The sequence below is a fragment of the Brachybacterium sp. genome (genome assembly GCF_052095815.1).
GTDB lineage: Bacteria > Actinomycetota > Actinomycetes > Actinomycetales > Dermabacteraceae > Brachybacterium.
In genome coordinates, this window is the sequence record NZ_JBQDLF010000040.1 from 20,151 (window position 1) to 40,519 (window position 20,369).

Sequence of the window (20,369 nt, forward strand, 5' to 3'; positions counted from 1 at the left end):
ATGCCCGAAGGGTCGTCGTACCGCATCGAGCCGCTGGACATCCGCACCTGGCCTGCCTTCGAGGCTCTGGTGCAGCGGCACAACGGCATCTTCGGCGGCTGCTGGTGCCTGTACTTCCATCCGGCCTGCGAAGGGCGCGGCGAGAGCTTCGAGGGCAATCGCCTGCTGAAGAAGGCTCACGTCGAGCAGGGGACAGCACACGCTGCGTTGGTCATGGACGGCGAGGAGGCGATCGCCTGGGCCGAGTACGGCACCCCGGAGGAGCTGCCGACGATCCATCATCGCAAGCAGTACGACGCCACCAGCACTGCGGCGCCGGACTTCCGGATCACCTGTGTCTTCGTCGACAAGCGGTATCGGCGCCACGGCCTGACCGAATTGGCGATCACCGGCGCGCTGGGGCACATCGCGGCAGCCGGCGGCGGAACGGTCGAGAGCTATCCTCACGACCTGACGCATCAGACGAAGAAGATGTCCTCGTCGTTCCTGTACAACGGCACCCGGCGCCTGTACGAGCGGCTCGGCTTCACTTACGACCGACCCAAGGGGCTGAAGAACTGCGTCATGGTCATGACCGTGGAGCCAGCGTGAGCTGGACTAGACACAGGACACAGAACACAGAACCGTCAGGGGAGCACTCTCTGCGCGTCGCTCCAGGCCCACTTTACATAACGTGCAATATCGGTGGCGCATGAAGGGCCTGGCCGGGCATGTGTCGGCCGTGTCGCCGCACCACTGACACTTCAGGCGCACTACCTACAAGGTGTCGCCCACGACGGCTACGTCCAGGATCCCACTGAGGCCGTCAGGAACATCGACCCTCGGCACCATCGACGGCGTTGCACCGACAGTGACGAACCTGCGCCAAAGCTCGGGGATCCGGGCATCCGGGCCATCGAGACAGCATCTGAACACTGAACTCAGGAACACATCTTTCGCACGCTGTATCGCCCGCTTCGGGAGACCTTCTCCGTGCAGCCCTGATCTCCGCACGCTCCTGGCGACCTCTCCCCCGGCACTCTCTTGTAAAGTGCTTGCGACCTGCAGGTTTGCTGCATCGTCGCAGGTCACGGCACAGCTCTGCTCGACGGGATTCTTTTCGCGCGTCGATCGGATGCCGCAGGCCGACCCGCATGGGCGTCACGGACTTTTCCTGCAGCCTCCTCGAGGGTCTTGTGCTGCGCGGCGCGCAGCACCAGTTCACAGAGAGAAGACCGACCAGCAGATCGCGTCACGACTCCCCTGGTCCTCGAGCACGAGCTCCCGGACCGCTGCCGGCAGGCGGGCGCGCTGCCAGTCCCGCTCGCCGCGCAGTGCGTCGTCGCCGGAGGCGCTGCGCACCGCCTTGAGCGCATAGGCGGCAGCACCCAGGTCATGCTCGGCGACGTGGCCCACGCAGGCGGCCTGCCCGGCGGCATAGGCGGCGAAACGGGCGGCACCGCGCAGCGGCCGGGCGGCGCCCATCGCGTGCCCGCCCAGCGTCCGGGCCTGCATCATCGACATCTCGCCGTCGGCCCAGGCGCGCGCCGCGACGATCGCGTCGCGGGGACGCGCGTCCCCCGGCTGGACGGTCTCGAACAGCGCGAGCACGTGCTCGGCGCAGTCGGCCGCCCAGCGAGCCAGCAGCTGATGGTGCTCGTCACGCAGGGTCCCTCCGCGACGGATCGTCACCATCCGCAGATCACGCACCTCGGGCAGGATCATCGCCGGCTCATCTCGCGGCCGATCCGCTCAGGCTGCGACGGTGTGGGGGTTCGCGGTGCCGCTCCCCCGACCCGCCAGAACGAAGAACGTCGCCGAGATCAGGCAGCCCACCACCATGGTGATCGCCATCGGCAGCGAGGAGTGCGTTCCGGCGATGCCCACGAGCGGCGCGGCGATCGAGGCGGAGAAGGAGAAGCCAAGGCCCAGCATCGCCGACCCGGTGCCGGCGAACTCGCGGGCCTGGTCCGAGGCGAGCGCGCCTCCGTTGCCGAAGATCATGCCCTGCGGCGCGACGGTGAAGAAGAACGCCGGGAGCACGATCCACGCCGGGGTGTCCAGGAACAGGCTGCCGAACAGCAGCGCGAAGCTCGCGAGCGACACCACGATCAGACCCACGCGGATCAGGGCCCGGGGATGGATGGTGCGGGTCAGGCGCGCCGAGAGGAGCGAGAGCACCATCATGCCCACGGAGTTGATCGCGAAGCTCACCGAGTACTCACTGGAGGAGAAGCCGAGCATCTCCTGGACCACGAAGGACGAGGCGGAGACGTAGGCCATCAGCGCGAATGCGGAGAAGGCGTTGACCAGCAGGTACGCGACGAATATCCGTCGGCGCAGCAGCGTGTGCACGTTCCGCAGGAAGGTGCGGAAGCCGCCCGAGTGCCGTCGGGATACCGGCAGCGACTCGGGGATCAGGAAGAGCACGCCGAGCAGCGAGACCAGGGACATCGCGGCGATCACGACGAACACCTCCCGCCACTGGCCGACCAGCAGGATGAGCCCGCCGAGCAGCGGGGCGACGATCGGTGCGACGCCGCCCACGCCCTGCATGATGTTCATGATCCGGAAGAGCTCCGGGCCGTCGGTCATGTCGATCAGCACCGCGCGGCCCAGCACCATGCCGAAGCCTCCGCCGATGCCCTGCAGCACGCGCATCACCAGGAGCATCTCCACGTCCCCGGCGAGGGCGCAGCCGATCGAGGCCACGAGGCACAGCACGATGCCGATCAGCAGCGGGATGCGGCGGCCCATGCGGTCCGAGAGCGGGCCTGCGACGATCTGTCCGCTCGCGGTGCCGAGGAAGAACGCCGTGATAGTCAGCTGCATCATCGAGGCGGTGCTGCCGAGCTCCTCGGCCACCTCCGGGAAGGCCGGGATGTACATGTCGGTGGCGAGCGGGCCGATCGCGCTGAGCGTGGTGAGCACGAGGATCACCATCGCGGTGACCTTGCTGCGGGTGCGGCTGAGCTGCTCTTCGTCGGGGAGGCGGGCCATCTCGTGGTCCGCCGGGTCCTCGAGCACGGGGATCGCGCCGGTGATGGTGGGGATCGCACCGGTGATCGTGGGGATGGACCCGGTGGTGGTGGGGATGGACTCGGTGGTGGTGGGGATGGATCCAGTGGTGGTGGGGATCGAGCCTGTGGAGGTCGGGGGCTCTTCGCGAGCGTCCTCGCGGGATGTGTCGTCGGCGGCGGGTGCCACGGAGGTCCTTTCACGGAGTGCAGACGTCGGGCCAGGAGGATCTCGGCGATCCTGCCTGGCCCGATCAGCAATCCTATAGGCGCGTCCGCGGCCCCGTACAGGTCCGCGGCACGCGCGCGCCGTCACACGGCGGGCTCCTCCCGCGCGGCCAGCCCCGCCTGGTAGCTGGGATCAGTGCGCTTCATCCAGCGGATCACTGCGGAGGTCACCGGGATCATCGCGTACTGCACAGCGACCTTGTACACGAACCCCAGGATCGTGTACTCAGCCCACTGCTCGATGCTGGTGATGCCGATCGCGACCGAGGCGATCGAGCAGAAGATGATCGTGTCCACCAGCTCGCCGAGGCCGCTCGAGGTGAACAGCCGGGCGATCAGGCCCCTCTCCCCCATGCGCCGCTTCATACGGGTCACCACGAAGGAGTTCAGGCTCTGCCCGGCGAGGAAGCCTGCGAGCCCGGCGAGCACCACGATCCAGACCGGCCCCAGAGCCAGTTCGAGAGCTTCCTGCTTGGCCAGCCCGTAGGCATCGGGGAACGGGGGCAGCGCGATGATCACCTGGTAGCTGATCGAGGCCAGGATGCTCACGGCGAAGGAGGTGATGATCGCGCGGCGCGCGCTGCGGGCGCCGTACAGCTCGGTGATGATGTCGCCGAGCACATAGGCCAGGGGGAAGAGGAAGAAGCCACCATCGGTGATGATCTCGAAGCCGGTGCCGGGGATGGTTCCGAAGCTGACGCCCTTGGCAGCGCCGATCCCTGAGAGCACGACCACGGTGACCATGGCGGCGAGGAGTATGTCGAAGTGAGAGCTGCCCCGGTCGGCGTAGACGGCGCCGGCCGGGCGTCCAGAGTGCTGGGCGGAGGGGGTGGGGGGTGTTTCAGTGTTCACCGGGGCAGGGTACACAGTGGGCCGGACCGACACCACGCGGGCCGGGCCAAGACCACGCGGTCAGGGCTCGGCCCGGCCGGTGCGATGGAGTCCGGTGGAGGCTCAGATGCCGTCGGCGCCGTAGTCGTACTCGCCGACGAAGCGCCCGAACTGCTCGTCGCTGCCGTGCCAGAGGTTCGAGTCGCCGGCGAAGGGGCCGGAGTCCGAGTACTGCCACATCTCCCAGCCCCACCAGCGGCCCGGCAACGTGCTGGGAGGTGAGGAGGAGTAGGAGGCGAGGAAGAGCGGGGAATTCTTCGGGGTCCACTCCCCCACCACGTCGTTCCACCAGTGGAGGTTCGTGTACAGCACCGGTCGGCGACCGGTCTGCTCACGGTAGTGATCGGAGAAGCCCACGATCCAGTCGCGCATCTCCTGCCGGGAGAGACCGTAGTCGCGCGGCAAGCCGCTGTACCCCTCGAAGTCGACCATGCCGGGCAGGGTGACGCCGTCTTCGCTCCAGCCGCCGCCGTTGTTGAGGAAGAAATCCGCCTGCTCCTCGGGGCCTCCGGAGTCGGGGCGCGCGAAGTGGTAGCCGCCGCGCACGAGGCCCGCGTTCCCGGCACCGGTGTACTGGTGATTGAAGGCAGGGCTGCGGTAGCTGCGGCCCTCGGTTGCCTTCACGTAGGCGAAGCGGGAGCCGAGCTCGGCCTGGGCGGCCCAGTCGACCTCCCCCTGCCAGCCGGAGACGTCCTGGCCGTAGATGCCGGCGGCATTCGCCGCTGGGGCTGCCAGCGCGGCCGTGCCGGCGCCGAGGGCCGCGGCGCCGAGGACCCCTCCGCGCAGGACGGACCGGCGCGAGGCACCGACGGGATCGGCGGGAACGGGAGGAGGGGTGAGATGGCGTGGTCGATAGGACGACATGGCGTCTCCTGGGGAAGCGGGGAAGCTGGGGAAGCAGGAACAGTCAGTGCGACGACCGTCACACCGCCGCCACCGTACGCGGAACCGCTCCCCCATGGGGTCCGCAGCTGCAGAACTCGGCGTGTCGCGACGAATCGGGCAGACCGCGCCGAAGCGGGCCCACAGCCGTGTCCCGGCGCTCAGCCCTCTCGGGGCACTCAGTCCGCGCGCGGCGCTATGAAGGCCTGCAGCGTGCCCAGGATGGTGGTCGCGGCGAGCTCGGTGACGTCGCGCTGCTCCATGTGCTCGCGCAGCATGAGGTCGATGAAGATGCCGATCAGCAGTTGCGCGAGATCCTCCGGCGCCAGCAGTGCGCGTGCCCCGGTTGCCTCGAGCCGCATCGAGAGCATGGCGCCGATCTCGTTCCGCAGCCGTTCACGCTGCACGGCGAGCTCCACCCGCATCTGCTCGTCCCGCAGCGAGTGCGCGATCGCATCGGAGTAGAGCAGGTACCACTGGCGGCCGAAGGGTCGGATCCCCTCGAACACCGCGAGCATCACGTCGGCATCGTCAAGGTCGGGAAGGCGCTGGGAGTTCTGTGCCGACGCCTGGGTCACCGCGTCCTCGACGGAGCTGTTCGCGATGCCGATGAGCTCCGCGGTCACCTCGTCGAACAGCGCGGTGAAGACCTCCTCCTTGGTGGAGAAGTTCGAGTAGAAGGCTCCGCGGGTGAACCCGGCCGCCTTGGCGAGGTCGTCGACCGTCGCGCCGTCGACGCCCTTCTCGACGAAGACCTCGAGCGAGGCCCGCACGAGCTTCGCGCGCGTGTTCTCCCGGCGCCGGGTGCCGGCGGATTCGGGCAGCGGCTCGAACAGATCGCTCATGGCTCCTCATGGGGATGCGGTGGGACAGGTTGCGGCAGGGCAGGGCGGGTGGGATGACTCTCACCCCGGTGATGCTCAGGGGACGTTGATGTCCGTGAGGACCAGCCGATACTATCGCACCGATACGTTCGTGTATCGAATGCGTGGGCGTCTCCAGTGGGGCGGTCCGACGTCTCCCCCTGCTCGTGCCCGTCCTGGAGGTCGCGTGTCCTCGTCCCTGTACCGCCTCGGTCGTCTGATGGCCTCCCTGCGCTGGAAGATCGTCGGCGCCTGGGCCGCGCTGCTGCTCATCGTGGGCGGCCTCGCCGTGGGCCTCGGCGGCACCTTCGCCACCGACATCCAGATCCCCGGCACCGAGGGACAGCGCGGCATCGATGCCCTCGCCCAGCGCTTCCCGGAGCTGGGCGGCACCGCCGGCCAGGTGGTGCTGGTGGCCCCCGACGGCACCACGGTCGATGAGCATCAGGACCAGATCGAGACGCTCATGGAGGAGATCGCCGCCGTCGACGGCGTCGCCGCCGCCCCCTCCCCCTTCGACGAGCTCTCTCCCGGCACCCGCACCGAGGACGACACCGCGATCATCGCCCAGTTCCAGATGGAGCCCTATGACGGCGAGTACCCCGCGGAGTCCATCGCCGAGATCACGCAGCTGATCGAGGAGGCGGAGACCCCGTCGCTCGAGACCCACGTCGGAGGCCAGGTGCTCCAGAGCGCCGAGATCCCCTTCGGCGCCGGAGAGGTGATCGGCGTCATCGTCGCGCTGCTAATCCTCGCTATCGTGTTCCGCTCGCTGGTCCCCGCGGTCATCCCGATTATCACCGCGATCGTCGGCGTCGGCGTCTCGATGCTCGCCCTGGTCGCACTCTCCGCCGGGGTCGAGATCCCCTCGGTGACCACCGCGCTCGGCGCGATGCTCGGCCTCGCCGTCGGCATCGACTATGCCCTGTTCATCCTCTCGCGCCACCGCGACCAGCTCAGCCAGGGCGATGACGTCCACGAATCGATCGGCAAGGCCCTGGCCACCTCCGGCAGCGCCGTGATCTTCGCCGGCCTGACCGTGATCGTCGCGCTGGTGGGCCTGTTCATCACCGGCATCCCCTTCCTCACCGTGATGGGCGTCGCCGCAGCGGCGACCGTTGCCCTGTCCGTGGTCGTCGCCCTGACCATGCTCCCGGCGATGATGGGGATCCTCGGTGAACGTCTGCGCCCGCGCAGGATCCGCCGGGCCATGGCAGAACACGGCGGGACGCTGCCGGCCCCGGAGCCGGACGCGCGACCCCGTCGGAGCTTCGGCCGCACCTGGGTGCGCCTGGTGACCAAGGTGCCCGCGCTCACGATCCTGCTGGTGATCATCGGCGTCGGCGCCCTCGCGATCCCGATCAAGGACCTCGAGCTGGCACTGCCCGATCTCGGCACCGAGCCGCAGGGCACCTCCGCCCGCGACACCTATGACCTGGTCGCCGAGGAGTTCGGCCCCGGCTACAACGGACCCCTGCTGGTCACGGCCGACATCATCAACACCACCGATCCGCTCGGCGTGGTCGACGAGCTGGAGAGCGACATCGCCTCCCTCGACAACGTCAAGGAGATCCAGATGGCGACCCCCAACCGGGGTGCCGACATGGCGGTGGTGGTCGTGGTCCCCGACGGCGGGCCCACCGACCAGTCCACCAAGGACCTGGTCGCCGAGCTGCGCGGCAGCGCCGACGGCTGGGAGGACGAGCTGGCGATCTCCGAGGTGACGGTCACCGGTGCGACCGCCGTCGGCATCGACGTCACCGACAAGCTCTCCAGTGCTCTGCTGCCCTTCGCACTGTTCGTGGTGGGCCTCTCGCTGATCCTGCTCGCCCTCGTGTTCCGCTCCATCTGGGTGCCCATCAAGGCTTCCGTGGGCTATCTGTTCTCGGTCGCCGCGGCCTTCGGCGTGACCTCGATGGTGTTCGAGTACGGCTGGTTCAACGGACCGCTGTTCGTGCACGTCAACGGCCCCGTCGTCTCCTTCATGCCGATCATGGTGATGGGCGTGCTGTTCGGCCTGGCCATGGACTACGAAGTCTTCCTGGTCTCCCGCATGCGCGAGGAGTTCGTGCACACCGGCGATGCCCGCGGCGCGATCGAACGCGGCTTCACCGCCAACGCCCCGGTGGTCACTGCCGCGGCACTGATCATGGTCGCGGTGTTCGCCGGCTTCGTCACCTCCGGCTGGTTCATGCTGCAGCCGATCGCCGTGGCGCTCGCGGTGGGGGTGCTGGTCGATGCCTTCGTGGTGCGGATGACCTTCGTCCCCGCAGTGCTCGCGCTGCTGGGACGGCATGCCTGGTGGCTGCCGGGATGGCTGTCCCGCGCGCTGCCCACGGTCGATGTCGAGGGCGAGGGGCTGGCCGCGGTGCTCGAGCACCGCCGCTGGACCGGGGAGCACGGCGAGCACGCGCTGCGTCTGGACCAGGTCGTCGCGCCTCTGCTCGGTGCCTCCGGCACCGTGGGTCCGCTCACCGGCTCCATCGCCCCGGGCACCCTGCTGGTGGTGCGCGCGCCCGACGACGCCGCGCGCGCGACCTTCCTCGCGCTCGCCGCGGGTCGCCACACCCCGACCTCCGGCATCCTCGCCGTCCATGACCGCCTGGCCCCTGACGATCTCGGGGCGATCCAGGGACGTGCTCACTGGATCGGCGCCGGCGCACCTGTCGCGCACCGGCTGGTTGAGATCGATGGCCACGGCATCGGCCGGGCGGTGATCGTCATCGAGCAGATCGAGGATCTCGCCCACGCCGCCGCTGTCAGCGACGACACCCTCATCGAACGCCTCGACGCACTGCTGGAGAAGGGCGCCACGGTGGTCGTCGGCTCCCGCACCGACCGTCCCGTCGACGCCGAACGCCACCTGTCCGGGAGCCTGCGCGATCCGCGCCGGCTGCTCGCCCTGTCCGTCCAACGCTCCACCGCGTCGTCTCCAGACACCGCGTCCTCCCTCGAAGGAGCCCTCGCATGAACCGCCTCACGCATCCCCGCACCCTGATCGTCGTCCTGGTGCTGCCGCTGCTGGTGGCCGCACTGGGCATGTGGGCGCTCAGCGGGCGCGTGGACCGCCTGGACACGGTGCCCGCCGCGGTCGTGAACCTCGATGCGGGCGCTGAGATCGAGAACGCCGACGGCGAGGTCCAGACCGTCCCCTTCGGCCGGCTGCTGGCCGGGTCCCTGACCCAGCCCGGCACCGTCGAGGGGCAGGACGCCCCCGACACCACCGGCTTCGACTGGCAGCTGACCAGCCAGGATGATGCCGCGCAGGGTCTCCAGGACGGCACCTACTCCGCCGTGGTGGTGATCCCGGAGAACTTCTCCCAGGATCTGGCCACGATCGGCACCCCCGAGGCCACCCAGGCGATCCTCGAGGTCACCACCAACGACGCCAGCGGCCAGATCAACGCCCTGGTGGGCACTGCGGTCGCCGAGGCGTCCGCCTCCACCATGGGTGGGCAGATGGCACAGCAGTACCTCGACGGCCTCTACCTCGGCTTCAACGACCTCGGCGAGGGCTTCCGCGATGCCGCCGACGGTGCGCAGGACCTCTCCGAGGGCACCAGCGATCTGGACAGCGGCACCCAGGAGCTCGCCGAGGGCACCCGCACCCTGGCCGACGGGACCGAGAAGGCGGCCGAGGGCGCGCACGAGTTCTCCGGCGGGGTGTGGACCTTCGCCGACGGCACCTGGCAGGCGGCCGACGGGACCCGCACGCTCGCCGATGGACTCGACGAGCTGGCCACCGGCAGTGAGGATCTCGCCGACGGCGTCCTCGGACTGCAGGACGGCATGAACGGCACCGACGGCCAGCCGGGCCTGCTCGATGGCGCCTCGCTGCTCGCTGCCGGAGTGGAAGGCGACGGCACCGCGGAGAACCCGGGTCTCGAGGCCGGCGCGGACCAGCTCGCCACCGGCATCGAGCAGTTCGCGGACGGCGTCTCCCAGGCCGGAACCGCGGTCACGGGCGACGGCACCGCGGAGAACCCCGGCCTGGTCCCCACCGCGCAGGGCGTCGCAGAGGGCACCGCGGAGCTCGGCCAGGGCGCGCAGCAGGCCGCCGACGGGCTCGCCGGCACGCCCGAGCAGCCGGGCCTCGCCCAGGGCGCGCAGGGAGTGGTCACCTACGGCGAATCCGTGGAAGAGATCGCCGGCGGGATCGACGGGCTCGTGCAGGGCGACGGCACTGCGGAGAATCCCGGCATGACCGCACTGTCCGACTCCATGCAGGAGTCCGCGTGCAGCCTCGCCGAGCGCTACCCCGATGATCCTGAGGCCCAGGGCCTGTGCCAGCAGGCTGGAGGGATGACCGGCTATGTCTCCGGGGTGGGCGAGGCCGCCGGCGGTCTCGACACCATCGTGAACGGTGACGGCACCGTCGAGAACCCCGGTCTGACCGCCACCGCGCAGGGTGTGGGCGACGGCGCGACGACCGCTGCCGAGGGCGTCCAGCAGATCGCCGACGGCATCAACGGCACCGACGAGCAGCCGGGCCTGGTCCAGGGCACCGAGGGCGTGGTGACCTACGCCCAGGGCATCGCGTCCGCCGTCGACGGGGACGGCACCGCCGAGAACCCCGGGCTCACCGCGGCCGCGCAGCAGCTCGCCGCCGGCGCCCGCACCAGCGCCGACGGCGCCGGAGAACTGGTGAACGGGGTGAGCGGCCTGCATGACGGGCTGGTGCGGTATGCCGACGGCGTCGACCAGCTCGCGGAGGGCTCCTCGCAGCTCGCCACTGGCACCCGGACCAGCGCTGATGGCGCCGGAACCCTCGCCGATGGCACCGATCAGCTGGCCGAGGGGGCGACCGAGCTCGGCACCGGCGCGCAGCAGCTGGCGCAGGGCAATCAGCAGCTGGCCGATGGCTCCGGGGAGCTCGCGGAGGGCACTGAGGAGCTGGCCGAGGGCACCACCGGGCTCGCGGAGGGCACCGAGGAGCTGGCCGGCGGTCTGCGCGAGGGCGCGGACTCCGTGCCCTCGTACACCGAGGCCGAGCGCACCCGGATGGGTGAGATGGCCGCCGCTCCCGTCGGCACCGAGGTGGAGCGGCAGAACGAGGCGAACGGGGCGGATACCGCCACCTTCCCCTTCGTCACCGCGCTCGCGCTGTGGCTGGGCGCCTTCGGCACCTTCCTGCTGCTGCCGGCGCTGCGGCGCAGCCTGCTGGACCGGGCGCTGCCGATGTGGCAGGTGGTGCTGCGCTCGCTGGCACCGGCGCTGCTGATCGCGGTGGTGCAGACCGTCGCGGTGCTGTCGGTGCTCACCGCCATCGGCATCTCGCCGCTGTCCCCGCTGTCGGTGGGACTGGTGGCCTTCGCCGGGGCGGTCATGTTCGCCGCGCTGCACCAGATGCTGCTGACGCTGCTGGGCGATCGCATCGGCCGGATCTCTTCGATCGTGCTGATGGTGCTGCAGGTGGTGACGCTGGTGGGGATCGTGCCGGTGCAGACTGCTCCGGAGCTGCTGCAGTCGATCGGCTCGCTGATGCCGCTGTCGATCGTCACCCAGGGCCTGGTCCATGCGGCGCTCGGCGGGTCGCTGGTGAGCACCTCGAGCACCCTGCTGGGAATCGTTGCGTGGGCGGCGGTGTCGCTGCTGCTGACCCTGGTGGCCTCGCGCAGGGCCCGCTTCGCGCGGCGTTCCGTGCGGGTGGGCGCGGGGGCGGTCCCGGCGGCTGCCTGACGGGAGCAGTCACTGGAAGTCCCTGCTCACTGGAAGTCCCTGGACCTGCCCGCTGCGACCAGGTCCAGGGCGGTGACGTCGTCGGCGACGAGGTTCACCGCGCCGGTGCGGTTCTCCACGATGCCGCGCAGCACGATCGACCGGGCGGTGCGCAGCAGGGCCCGGTGCCGTACCCAGAACCCCTGGGAGCAGACCACGTTGAGGATCCCGGTCTCGTCCTCGAGGCTGAGGAAGGTGACGTTCCCGGCGGTCGCGGGGCGCTGGCGGTGGGTGATCACCCCGGCGACCCGGATCCGGGTCGAGTCCTCCGCCTCGCGGGTGCCGGCGATCGAGAGCACCCCGTCCCTCGTGAGCTGCTTCCGCAGCAGCGCCATCGGGTGGTCATCCAGGGTGATGCCGGTGGCCCAGGCGTCGGCGGTGGCGAGCTCCGCCTCGCTCATCCCCGGCAGCATCGGCGCCTGGGCACCGATTGCGAGATGCGGCAGGGTGCCCGGGGATTCCTGCGCGGCGGCGCCCGCGGCCCACAGAGCCTGCCGACGCGAGCTCGCCAGCGCATCGAGCGCCCCGGCCGTGGCCAGTGCCTCGAGCTGCCGAGCGGTCAGCCGCACCCGGCGGGCCAGATCCGGGACCGAGACGAACACCCCACCGCGCTCCCGCTCCCCCGTGATCATCTCCGCGGTCTCGGTGCTGATGCCGCGCACCTGATCCAGGCCCAGCCGGATCGCCGGACCGGCCGCAGCGGTCTCCCCCTGGATCTGCTCCCGCGGCGGATCCACCCGGTAGCCGTGATGCTCCTCGTCGGTCTCCAGATCGGTGCGGGCGCGGCTGCGGAGCACATCGGGCCCGCGGGTGAGCACGCCATGCCGGCGGGCGTCCGCGACCAGCGACTGCGGGGAATAGAAGCCCATCGGCTGGGAGCGCAGGAGCGCCGCGGTGAACGCGGCCGGGTAGTGGCACTTCAGGTAGGAGCTCGCGTAGACGAGGTACGCGAAGGAATACGCGTGCGACTCGGGGAAGCCGTAGTTGGCGAAAGCCAGCAGCTTGCGGTGGACCGCGTCGGCGTCCTCCCCCACGATCCCGTGCTTGGCCATCCCCTCGAACAGCGCGTCGGAGAGCTCGAGCATCTTCTGGGTGGAGCGCTTGGAGCCCATCGCGCGGCGCAGCTGATCGGCCTGGGCGGGGGTGAAGTCCGCGACGTCGACCACCATCTGCATCAGCTGCTCCTGGAACAGCGGGATCCCGAGCGTGCGGCCCAGGGACTTCTCCAGCCGCGGGTGGAGGAAGGTGACCTCCTCCTCCTTGTTCCGGCGCCGGATGTAGGGGTGCACGCTTCCGCCCTGGATGGGGCCGGGCCGGATCAGCGCCACCTCCACCACCAGGTCGTAGAACTCCCGGGGCCGCAGCCGCGGGAGGGTGGAGATCTGGGCGCGGGACTCCACCTGGAACACGCCCACGCTGTCCCCCTCGCACAGCATGTCGTAGACCGCCTCGTCCTCCTGCGGCAGGGTGCGCAGCTCGAAGTGCTGGCCGTGGTGCTCGGCGATGATCCGCAGCGCATGATCCAGCGCGGTGAGCATCCCCAGCCCCAGCAGGTCGAACTTCACCAGGCCCGCGTCGGCGCAGTCCTCCTTGTCCCACTGCAGCACGGAGCGGTTCTCCATCGCGGCCCACTGCACCGGGCACACCTCGATCACCGGCCGGTCGCACAGCACCATCCCGCCGGAGTGGATGCCGAGGTGGCGGGGGGCGTCACGCAGCTGGTGGGCGAGCTCGACCACGTCGGCGGGGACGTCCGCATAGGCGAGGGAGGAGAAGGAGCGCTCGATCCGCTTGGCGAAGGCGTCCTGCGCGCCGGGGTCGTAGCCGAGCGCCCGAGCCGCGTCGCGCACCGCGAGCCGGGCCCGGTAGGTGATGACGTTGGCGACCTGGGCGGCGTTCTCCCGCCCGTAACGGTCATAGACGTGCTGGATCACCTCCTCGCGGCGGTCGGAGGCGATGTCGATGTCGATGTCCGGCGGGCCGTCCCGCTCGGGGGCCAGGAACCGTTCGAACAGCAGGTGGTGGCCGACGGGCTCGACCGCGGTGATCCCCAGCGCGTAGCAGACGGCACTGTTGGCGGCCGAGCCCCGGCCCTGGGCGAGGATCCCCTCCCCGGCGCAGAAGTCGACGAGCTCGTGGACGATGAGGAAGTAGCCGGGGAAGTGCAGGTCGATGATGACCTTCAGCTCGTGGTCGATCTGCGCCCACGCCCCCGGGATCTGCTCGGGACGCTCTGCCGTCGGGCGCGGTCCGTAGCGCTCCTGGCCCTCGATCTCCACCAGCTCCACCAGCCAGCTGGCCTCGTCGTGCCCGGAGGGCACCGGGAATGGCGGCAGATCCGGGGCCAGCAGCCGCAGGTCGAAAGCGCAGTCCCGTCCCAGCCGTGCCGCCTGCGCGATCGCACTGGGATAGCGGGGCAGCAGCTGGGCCATCTCCTCGCCGCTGCGCAGGTGCGCGGGACGGGAGGAGAGGTGGGGATCAGCCTGGGCGAGCGGCACTCCGGCGCGCAGGGCGGCGTGGGTGTCCGCCAGGCGCTTGTCGGAGGGGCGGGCGTAGTGGGCGTTGGTGCTCGCCACCAGCGGCAGGGAGACCGCATCGAGCCCGTGGCTCTCGCGCACCAGGCGGGCGCCCTGGGCGAGCGCGTCGTGGAGTTCATCCGCCTCTCCCCCACCGCCGGCGATCAGCTCGACGGCGACGTTGCCGGGGCCGAACAGCTCCAGCAGTCGCGTGATGGCCTCCGCGGCCGCGTGGGCGGCCGCCTCGAGGTCCCCGACCTCCAGGTGCGGGGCCGCGGCCCGGGTCACCGAGCCTTTGCGGCAGCCGGTGAGGATCTGCCAGTGCCCCTCGCGGGCGAGCCGGGAGAGCTCGGCGAGCCGGTAGCGGGGGGCGGCCTTCTGCCTGCTGTCGAGGTGAGCGCGGGCGATCGCGGCCGAGAGCTGGCGGTAGCCGTCCGTGTCGCGCACCAGCACCAGCAGGTGCTCCCCCTCCGGGTCCGGCACGCCGGTCCGGGGAGCGGAGATGATCGGGGTGGTGCTCGCCGCGTCCGCCCCGGGTTCGAGGCCCAGGGTCAGCTCGGCCCCGAAGACGGTGGCGATCCCCGCCTCCGCCGCAGCCTTCGCGAAGCGCACCGCGCCGGGCAGCCCGTCGTGGTCGACCAGGGTGATCGCCCCCAGCGCCAGCCGGGCGGCCTGTGCGGCCATGTCCTCGGGGCTCGAGGTGCCGTCGAGGAAGCTGAAGTGGGAGTGGGCGTGCAGCTCCGCGTAGTCGACGGTGCGCTCAGGCCGGTAGGCGTCATCGGTGACCTGCCCGGTGTGCTCGATGACGACCGGCGGGGAGACCACCTCGGCGGGACGGTCCGAGAGGATCGCCTCGAGGTCCTTCCACGCGGGTGGGCCGAGGAACCAGCGGGCCATGCTCAGATCCCCCGTGCTGCCGCGCCGGAGTAGAGCGCGCGTGCCGCCCTGCTCGCCGTCTCTGCATCGGCGCCGCCGACGCTGCGCGCCTCATACCTCTGCTGGTTGCGCGCCCGGCGCATCTGGTCGAAGCGTCGGGCGCCCGACTGCCCCGGTGGCGTGGTCAGCACTGCTTTCAGGAAGCGACCGAGTGCTTCATGCTGCCCCGGGCCGTTGGTCGTCCGGTATCCGTAGGCGGCCAGGAGTGACTCCCCGACGTCATGCGCGGCGTCATAGGCGAGGTTGTAGCGGCTCTCGGCCCAGGTGAGGTTGTCGAGGTCATCGAGACGCCGGCGCGCCTTCTCCAGGAACAGCTCTGCACGTCTCAGGTCGACAGGCACCTGTTCTAGGCGATGTGCGGTGACGAGCGCGTTGATGACCTGGCTCTGCGCGGTCTCAAGTGGGGTCAGGGCCATGGCAGCTCTCCGAGGACGGGGACGGTGGGACTGTTCCGCACCTGGGTGTGGAACCCCGAGTCACGGTCGAACTCGGCGCGGGTGGCGATCGTGGGATTCACCGGACGGCGCACGATCTCCTCGACCCGTCCGCAGGCGTCATACACCTCATCGGGGTCGGGGGTCCCGATGACCAGGACATCGATGTCGTTCGGGGCAGGTCCGTCGACTCCTCGCATCCGGGCGGCGAAGGAGCCGTGCAGGAACGCGCTCTCGACTCCCTGGATCCGGGAGAATTCCTCCTTGAGCAGCACGACGGGTCCGGTGGTGATGAGCAGGATCTCGCGGAGCGGAGTGAAGAGCGGACTGTTCGGATCGGCGCGGAGCAGACGTGTGCGCCCCACCTGCCGTTCGGCCAGGATCCCGGCCTGGAGCAGGCGGGCGGCTTCCCGGTGCACGGTGGGATATGCCAACCCCGTCTGCTCGGCGAGCTGGGTGAGGTTGCGTTCCTCATCGTCGAGCATGAGCGCGGACAGCAGTCGGGCCTGGCCGTCCGACCGGAAGATCGGTGCAAGCAGAGGCGCTTCAGTTCTCATATAACGGAGGATATCCTCCATTATTGTGAGTCTCAAGGGGTTGATCACTGCTTCAGTCATAGAGTCCCTCCAGTGCCCAGTCGCCGGTCCGCGACAACGCGAGCACCGCGGTCTCCTCGGCGCTCGCGCCCCGCACGACCAGCTGCAGGCGGGCGGCGCGATGGCCGTCCCGGGCCCACCAGCGCTCATCGATCACCGTCGGGGCACCGTGGCCGAGCACCGGATAGCCGGAGCCGGCGCGCAGTCCCGCCCGTTGCAGGGCCGGAGCGCCGGGCGCGCTGACCAGCAGCTGAGCGGGCGGGGCGCTCAGCAGGCCGCGGGCGGTGACCACGACGGGCCGGCCGGAGGCGTCCTCGAGCCGCACCGCGGGCGGCTCGCGGAACACGGTGGCGGGTACCGGGCGCGGCAGGGAGCCGGGCCAGGGGCCGTCGCGGTGAGTGGGCTTCTCGCTGCGCCAGGGCACGAGCGTCACCTCCTCGGCGAGCAACCGCCCGCCTGTGAGGGCGGGGACCTGCACCGCGTCCTCTCCTGCCAGGCCCTGGGCTCGGGCGAGGGCGCGGGAGGCGCGCTGGGCCGCTTCCCCGGCGCTGCCCCACAGGGCGGGGGCGTTCTCCCCGGCCGGGGCGAGCTGCAGCGGGTGCAGACCGATCCGGGTGATCGCGCCGGTCGCGGGGCCGCCCAGGCGGGCGCGGGTGATCCAGCCGTCGCACTGCCAGCGGATGCGGTCCACGACATCGGCGGCGGTGAGCGCCCCGTCGTGCCGCCAGGTGCGCTCCATCTCCTCGCCGCTCTCGGTGCGGGCCACGATCCGCAGCCGGGTGCACACCAGGCCGTTCGCGACCAGCATCTCGTGCAGCTGCTCGGCCAGCGGGCGGGCGATGAAGGCCGCCTGGTCGGTGCGCACCAGCGGGGTCTCCAGCGTGGTCTCGGCGAGGATCGGCTGGGTGGGATGGTGCGCCGCAGGCGGGGTGGGCTCCTCACCGCGGGACAGCAGGTGCAAGGTCGCAACGTCGGGGCCGAAGCGGTCGGCGACGGCGGCCGACGGGAGGGCGGCGAGGTCCCCGAGGGTGGTGATGCCGAGGCGCTGCAGCAGGTCGACGGTCTCGGCGAGATCCAGCCTGCGTTCCGGGCGGGTGGCCGAGGGCTGGCCGCGATGTCCCCAGCCGGGGCCGACGGGCGCGCTGCGCAGGGTCGCGATCGGGTGCGGGGCGAGGTAGTCGGCGCTGCGCCCCTCGCGCACGATCCGCCCGCGCGGGGAGGCGAGCAGCGCAGCGAAGGGACCGTCGGCGATCCCGACGGTGCAGTCCCAGCCGGTGAGCTCGGCGACGGCGTCGAGGATCTGCTCCGCCAGGGGTCCCTCGCCGCCCTGGTGGCGGGCGGGGCCGCGGGCCGACATCAGCAGCACCCCGGGACGCAGCACATCGACCCCGGCGGCGATCGTATCCACCGCGGCGGCGACCAGCTCGAACAAGGCGGATTCGTGCTCCCGGTCCGCCTCCAGCACGAGCGCCTCGGGACAGGCGGCGCGGGCGGCGCGACGCTTCATCCCCGGCACCACCCCGGCCACCTGGGCGGCGGCCCCGGCATGGGTGACGCGGTGCTGGTCCAGCAGGATCACCGGAGCGACGGCGAGGTCGAGCACGGGCGGGGCCTCCCCCGCCGCAGCTTCTGCCTCGCTCTCGCTGCGGCGCTGGTGGCGGTCCAGCGCCGCCAGCAGCGGCCAGTCCGGGACGGTGACGGCGGCGGTGCGGGTCGCGGTGGGCGCTGCGGGGGTGGCGATCGCGAGGGGGGTCTCCGGTGCGCTCATCAGCTGGCCCTCCGCACCGGGTGCAGCAGACGCACCGGCTCCGTGCTCGCGAGGCTCCGCGCAGAGCTCTGCGTGACCTCTCTGCCCTGCGGAGCGTCCGCGATCATCCCGCGCACCTGGGGCAGCAGAACATCGGTGGTGCGATGCCCGGCGATCCCTCGCCCGTCGGCGGTGATCTCGAGGCGGCGCCTGCGCAGCCGGCCCGAACCGGTCCCGAGCCCTGCCCAGCCCTGGGTGGTGGCGCGCAGGGTGAGGTCGGCGCGGCCGGGCGGGGTGGCGGCGAGGACCAGGGTGTCGGCGGTGCGGGCGCGGTTCAGCAGACTGCGCCAGAGCGCGGGGGCGAGGTCCAGGTCGGGGCCGAGCACGAGCACGCCCACGCCGTCGGCCAGGGCGGAGAGCACCTGGGGGCGCTGGTCCCCGCCCGCTGGGGCGAGCGCGAGGCGGCAGGGATCCAGGCCGGCATCCAGGGCGGAGCGCAGGCCCAGGTCGGGCATACCGGCGATCGCGCACCAGGAGTCCTCCCCCACCGCGGCGACCGCGAGGGACAGGAGCAGCGAGGTGGTCGCGGCGCCCTCGATCGCCACGGAGCTGCCCGCGCGCAGGCTGCCGCGCGGGAACAGCGTGGCAAGAGGTCCCGGGACCGACAGGCGCGTGCCGAGGCCGTCATCGGCGGGCTCCACACGGGGTCCTGCGACAGACCCTGCGACAGAACCTGCGCCGGGCCCTGCGCCTGCCCTTGCGCCGGGCTGTGTGAGGGATGGTGCCGATGACTGCAGGGCGGTGCGGTCGATCCGGCCGCCCCAGCGTGCGGCGGAGCGCTCGGCAGCGCCCAGTGCGGCCCGAGCCCGGGACAGGCGCTGCTCACGTTCTTCCCGCTGGAGAGCTGTGCCCATCGTGTTTCCTCCTTCCGCCTCTCGCCGTCCCCCTCGCACATATGTTCGAACAGGGGTTCGAACTGTACGCCTCGGAGGGGTGGGGCTCAAGGTGCCCAGGCAGTGACTTCGAACGTACATGCGAAGCCTCGGGGAGGGGTGTGACAGATGGCGACGGGGTGGCCCCGGGGTGCAGGAGGCGGGAGCTGAGGGCTGGGTCGATCCGTGTGGGGGCTGGTATACATGCCGGTCATGAGCATCAGAATCCGCCGAGCCGTCGCTGAGGATCTCGACGCAGTGCGCTTCCTCGGCTTCTCGACGTGGCCTCCCACCTATGGGCAGCTCAAGGGTGCTCGCTATGTCCTCGACGCGCTGGACACCTACTGGAGCGCGGAGGCCCTGCGTGCTGCCATCGAGGCCGGTGACATCGACGTCGCGGAGACCGCGGAGGGGGTCGTGGGCATGGCCGAGGTCGCGGAGCTCGGGGACGACCTGGTCCTGTGGAAGCTCTACGTCCTGCCCTCGCAGCAGCGCTCAGGAATCGGGCATGAGCTGATCTCGGCCGCGAAGGATCGTGCGCGGGCGCGCGGCTGCGGCTTGCTCACCGAGTACGTCTCGGAGAACTCGAGCGCCGGCAGCTTCTACGCGCGGGAGGGGTTCGCCCCGACCGCCGCCCCGTGGCCCGGGACGGTAGCCACGTGGGTTCGCTGGCACTGCGATCCTCGCCCGGCTTTCAGCATCCGTCCCGCCGCTGCGGACGACGCCCACGGATGCGCGAGCGTGCATCACACGTCATGGGTCGAGACCTACTCCGAACTGCTTCCGGCATCGCACTGGGAGACCGACACGCTCGAGCAGCGTACTGCGACCTGGCAGAAATGGCTCGACGGCGGGGTCGCCGTGACCGTCGCGGAATCCGCTGACCAGATCATCGGCTTCGCCATTGCACATACGGGGCGGCAGATCGGTCCTCATACGCCGGTGCGCGACCGAGAGCTGTATTCGCTCTATGTGCTCTCCGCGCATCACGGCAGCGGGGCCGGCCAGATCCTGCTCGACGCGGTACTGCCTGCCGACGTCCCGGCCCAGCTCTGGGTCGCCGCGGAGAACCCCCGTGCGCGCCGGTTCTACGAGCGCAACGGCTTCATTCCCGATGGTGCCCGTCACGTCGATGAGACGCTCGACCTCGCCGAGGTCCGGCTCGTCCGCTGACGCTCTGCCGCACCGCTCTTGCGCTTCCCGACCGACCTGCAGAAGGGTATCCCCGCATGGATCTGAGCCTCCGACGTGCGGAGCAGCACGACCTCCCCGCCGCGCAGAAGGCACCGACCTCAGCCAGTTCCGACTCTCGAGCGCGTGCTGTGAAACGACGCTGACGCGCGGAGCGCAGCATTCGCGGCCAGGAGGGCATCCATGGTCTCCGTGGCCAGAGCTCTTCACAAACCCCCCACCATCACCCCTCCTGAGTCGTATCGCGCCGCAGTAGCGTTCACCAGATCGGCAGATTCTGGCGCAAGGGGGGCACCGTGGAGAAGACGATCGACAGGTTCCAGGTATTGATCGCCATTCTTGCCGTGGCCTTGATCATCGGACTGCCGATAGGTCTCTTTTTCCGGCTCTTCGCGGTTCGTGGTGAATGATCCTGCTGGGGCGGGTATTCACGCTACGG

At 70.8% G+C, this 20,369-nt stretch carries 14 protein-coding genes; 4 read left to right on the plus strand and 10 right to left on the minus strand.

Translation table 11 applies throughout. The features are described from left to right. Positions 1 to 591, plus strand: coding sequence for a GNAT family N-acetyltransferase (locus ACTH43_RS14355; protein WP_441445581.1), 591 nt, complete (start codon positions 1 to 3; stop codon positions 589 to 591). Between the two features lie 609 nt (positions 592 to 1,200). On the opposite strand, the gene ACTH43_RS14360 is transcribed toward ACTH43_RS14355, so the two are convergent. From ACTH43_RS14360 to ACTH43_RS14380, 5 genes are all read right to left on the minus strand, one after another. Further along, on the minus strand, positions 1,201 to 1,704 hold the full coding sequence (locus ACTH43_RS14360) for a putative immunity protein (protein ID WP_441445582.1): 504 nt from the start codon (positions 1,702 to 1,704) through the stop codon (positions 1,201 to 1,203). 27 nt (positions 1,705 to 1,731) lie between these two features. After that, a complete protein-coding gene (locus ACTH43_RS14365; RefSeq protein ID WP_441445583.1) occupies positions 1,732 to 3,186 on the minus strand; it encodes a multidrug effflux MFS transporter in 1,455 nt (484 codons plus the stop codon). Between the two features lie 122 nt (positions 3,187 to 3,308). Further along, a complete protein-coding gene (locus ACTH43_RS14370; protein ID WP_441445584.1) occupies positions 3,309 to 4,076 on the minus strand; it encodes a queuosine precursor transporter in 768 nt (255 codons plus the stop codon). Positions 4,077 to 4,178: 102 nt separating this feature from the next. Then, the gene (locus tag ACTH43_RS14375; RefSeq protein WP_441445585.1) at positions 4,179 to 4,979 is read right to left on the minus strand and encodes a GH25 family lysozyme; all 801 of its coding nucleotides are present in this window, start codon (positions 4,977 to 4,979) and stop codon (positions 4,179 to 4,181) included. A gap of 197 nt (positions 4,980 to 5,176) precedes the next feature. Further along, on the minus strand, positions 5,177 to 5,842 hold the full coding sequence (locus ACTH43_RS14380) for a TetR/AcrR family transcriptional regulator (RefSeq protein ID WP_441445586.1): 666 nt from the start codon (positions 5,840 to 5,842) through the stop codon (positions 5,177 to 5,179). Positions 5,843 to 6,047: 205 nt separating this feature from the next. On the opposite strand from ACTH43_RS14380, the gene ACTH43_RS14385 reads away from it, so the two are divergent. Together ACTH43_RS14385 and ACTH43_RS14390 are read left to right on the plus strand one after the other, a co-directional pair. Continuing rightward, positions 6,048 to 8,831 carry an MMPL family transporter gene (locus ACTH43_RS14385; protein WP_441445587.1) on the plus strand — a complete coding sequence of 928 codons (2,784 nt, stop codon included), beginning with the start codon at positions 6,048 to 6,050 and terminating at the stop codon, positions 8,829 to 8,831. Next, the gene (locus ACTH43_RS14390) at positions 8,828 to 11,539 is read left to right on the plus strand and encodes a YhgE/Pip family protein (protein WP_441445588.1); all 2,712 of its coding nucleotides are present in this window, start codon (positions 8,828 to 8,830) and stop codon (positions 11,537 to 11,539) included. Before ACTH43_RS14385 ends, ACTH43_RS14390 begins: the two co-directional genes overlap by 4 nt. A gap of 26 nt (positions 11,540 to 11,565) precedes the next feature. On the opposite strand, the gene ACTH43_RS14395 is transcribed toward ACTH43_RS14390, so the two are convergent. Genes ACTH43_RS14395 through ACTH43_RS14415 form a run of 5 tightly spaced genes read right to left on the minus strand, consistent with a single transcriptional unit; the run spans position 11,566 to position 18,508 of the window. Continuing rightward, on the minus strand, positions 11,566 to 14,991 hold the full coding sequence (locus ACTH43_RS14395; RefSeq protein WP_441445589.1) for an error-prone DNA polymerase: 3,426 nt from the start codon (positions 14,989 to 14,991) through the stop codon (positions 11,566 to 11,568). Between the two features lie 2 nt (positions 14,992 to 14,993). Next, positions 14,994 to 15,446, minus strand: coding sequence for a hypothetical protein (locus ACTH43_RS14400; RefSeq protein ID WP_441445590.1), 453 nt, complete (start codon positions 15,444 to 15,446; stop codon positions 14,994 to 14,996). Beyond that, positions 15,437 to 16,021: an ArsR family transcriptional regulator gene (locus tag ACTH43_RS14405; RefSeq protein ID WP_441445591.1), complete on the minus strand. Its 585-nt coding sequence runs from the start codon at positions 16,019 to 16,021 to the stop codon at positions 15,437 to 15,439. The genes ACTH43_RS14400 and ACTH43_RS14405 overlap by 10 nt, the downstream gene beginning before the upstream one ends. A 52-nt stretch (positions 16,022 to 16,073) precedes the next feature. Beyond that, complete coding sequence (locus tag ACTH43_RS14410) at positions 16,074 to 17,828, minus strand: DNA polymerase Y family protein (protein ID WP_441445592.1); 1,755 nt, start codon at positions 17,826 to 17,828, stop codon at positions 16,074 to 16,076. After that, positions 17,828 to 18,508 (minus strand): hypothetical protein, encoded by a 681-nt coding sequence (locus ACTH43_RS14415; RefSeq protein WP_441445593.1) that lies wholly within the window; start codon positions 18,506 to 18,508, stop codon positions 17,828 to 17,830. Before ACTH43_RS14415 ends, ACTH43_RS14410 begins: the two co-directional genes overlap by 1 nt. Positions 18,509 to 18,952: 444 nt before the next feature. Between ACTH43_RS14415 and ACTH43_RS14420 the strand changes: the two genes are divergently transcribed. After that, positions 18,953 to 19,912: a GNAT family N-acetyltransferase gene (locus ACTH43_RS14420; protein ID WP_441445594.1), complete on the plus strand. Its 960-nt coding sequence runs from the start codon at positions 18,953 to 18,955 to the stop codon at positions 19,910 to 19,912. Positions 19,913 to 20,369: the final 457 nt, after the last annotated feature.

Bases quoted from the DNA above. Each gene is read 5' to 3' on its own strand.
- ACTH43_RS14355 (WP_441445581.1), top strand. From the start codon at position 1: ATGCCCGAAGGGTCGTCGTACCGCATCGAGCCGCTGGACATCCGCACC.
- ACTH43_RS14360 (WP_441445582.1), bottom strand. From the start codon at position 1,704: ATGATCCTGCCCGAGGTGCGTGATCTGCGGATGGTGACGATCCGTCGC.
- ACTH43_RS14375 (WP_441445585.1), bottom strand. From the start codon at position 4,979: ATGTCGTCCTATCGACCACGCCATCTCACCCCTCCTCCCGTTCCCGCC.
- ACTH43_RS14380 (WP_441445586.1), bottom strand. From the start codon at position 5,842: ATGAGCGATCTGTTCGAGCCGCTGCCCGAATCCGCCGGCACCCGGCGC.
- ACTH43_RS14390 (WP_441445588.1), top strand. From the start codon at position 8,828: ATGAACCGCCTCACGCATCCCCGCACCCTGATCGTCGTCCTGGTGCTG.
- ACTH43_RS14395 (WP_441445589.1), bottom strand. From the start codon at position 14,991: ATGGCCCGCTGGTTCCTCGGCCCACCCGCGTGGAAGGACCTCGAGGCG.
- ACTH43_RS14400 (WP_441445590.1), bottom strand. From the start codon at position 15,446: ATGGCCCTGACCCCACTTGAGACCGCGCAGAGCCAGGTCATCAACGCG.
- ACTH43_RS14405 (WP_441445591.1), bottom strand. From the start codon at position 16,021: ATGAGAACTGAAGCGCCTCTGCTTGCACCGATCTTCCGGTCGGACGGC.
- ACTH43_RS14410 (WP_441445592.1), bottom strand. From the start codon at position 17,828: ATGAGCGCACCGGAGACCCCCCTCGCGATCGCCACCCCCGCAGCGCCC.
- ACTH43_RS14420 (WP_441445594.1), top strand. From the start codon at position 18,953: ATGAGCATCAGAATCCGCCGAGCCGTCGCTGAGGATCTCGACGCAGTG.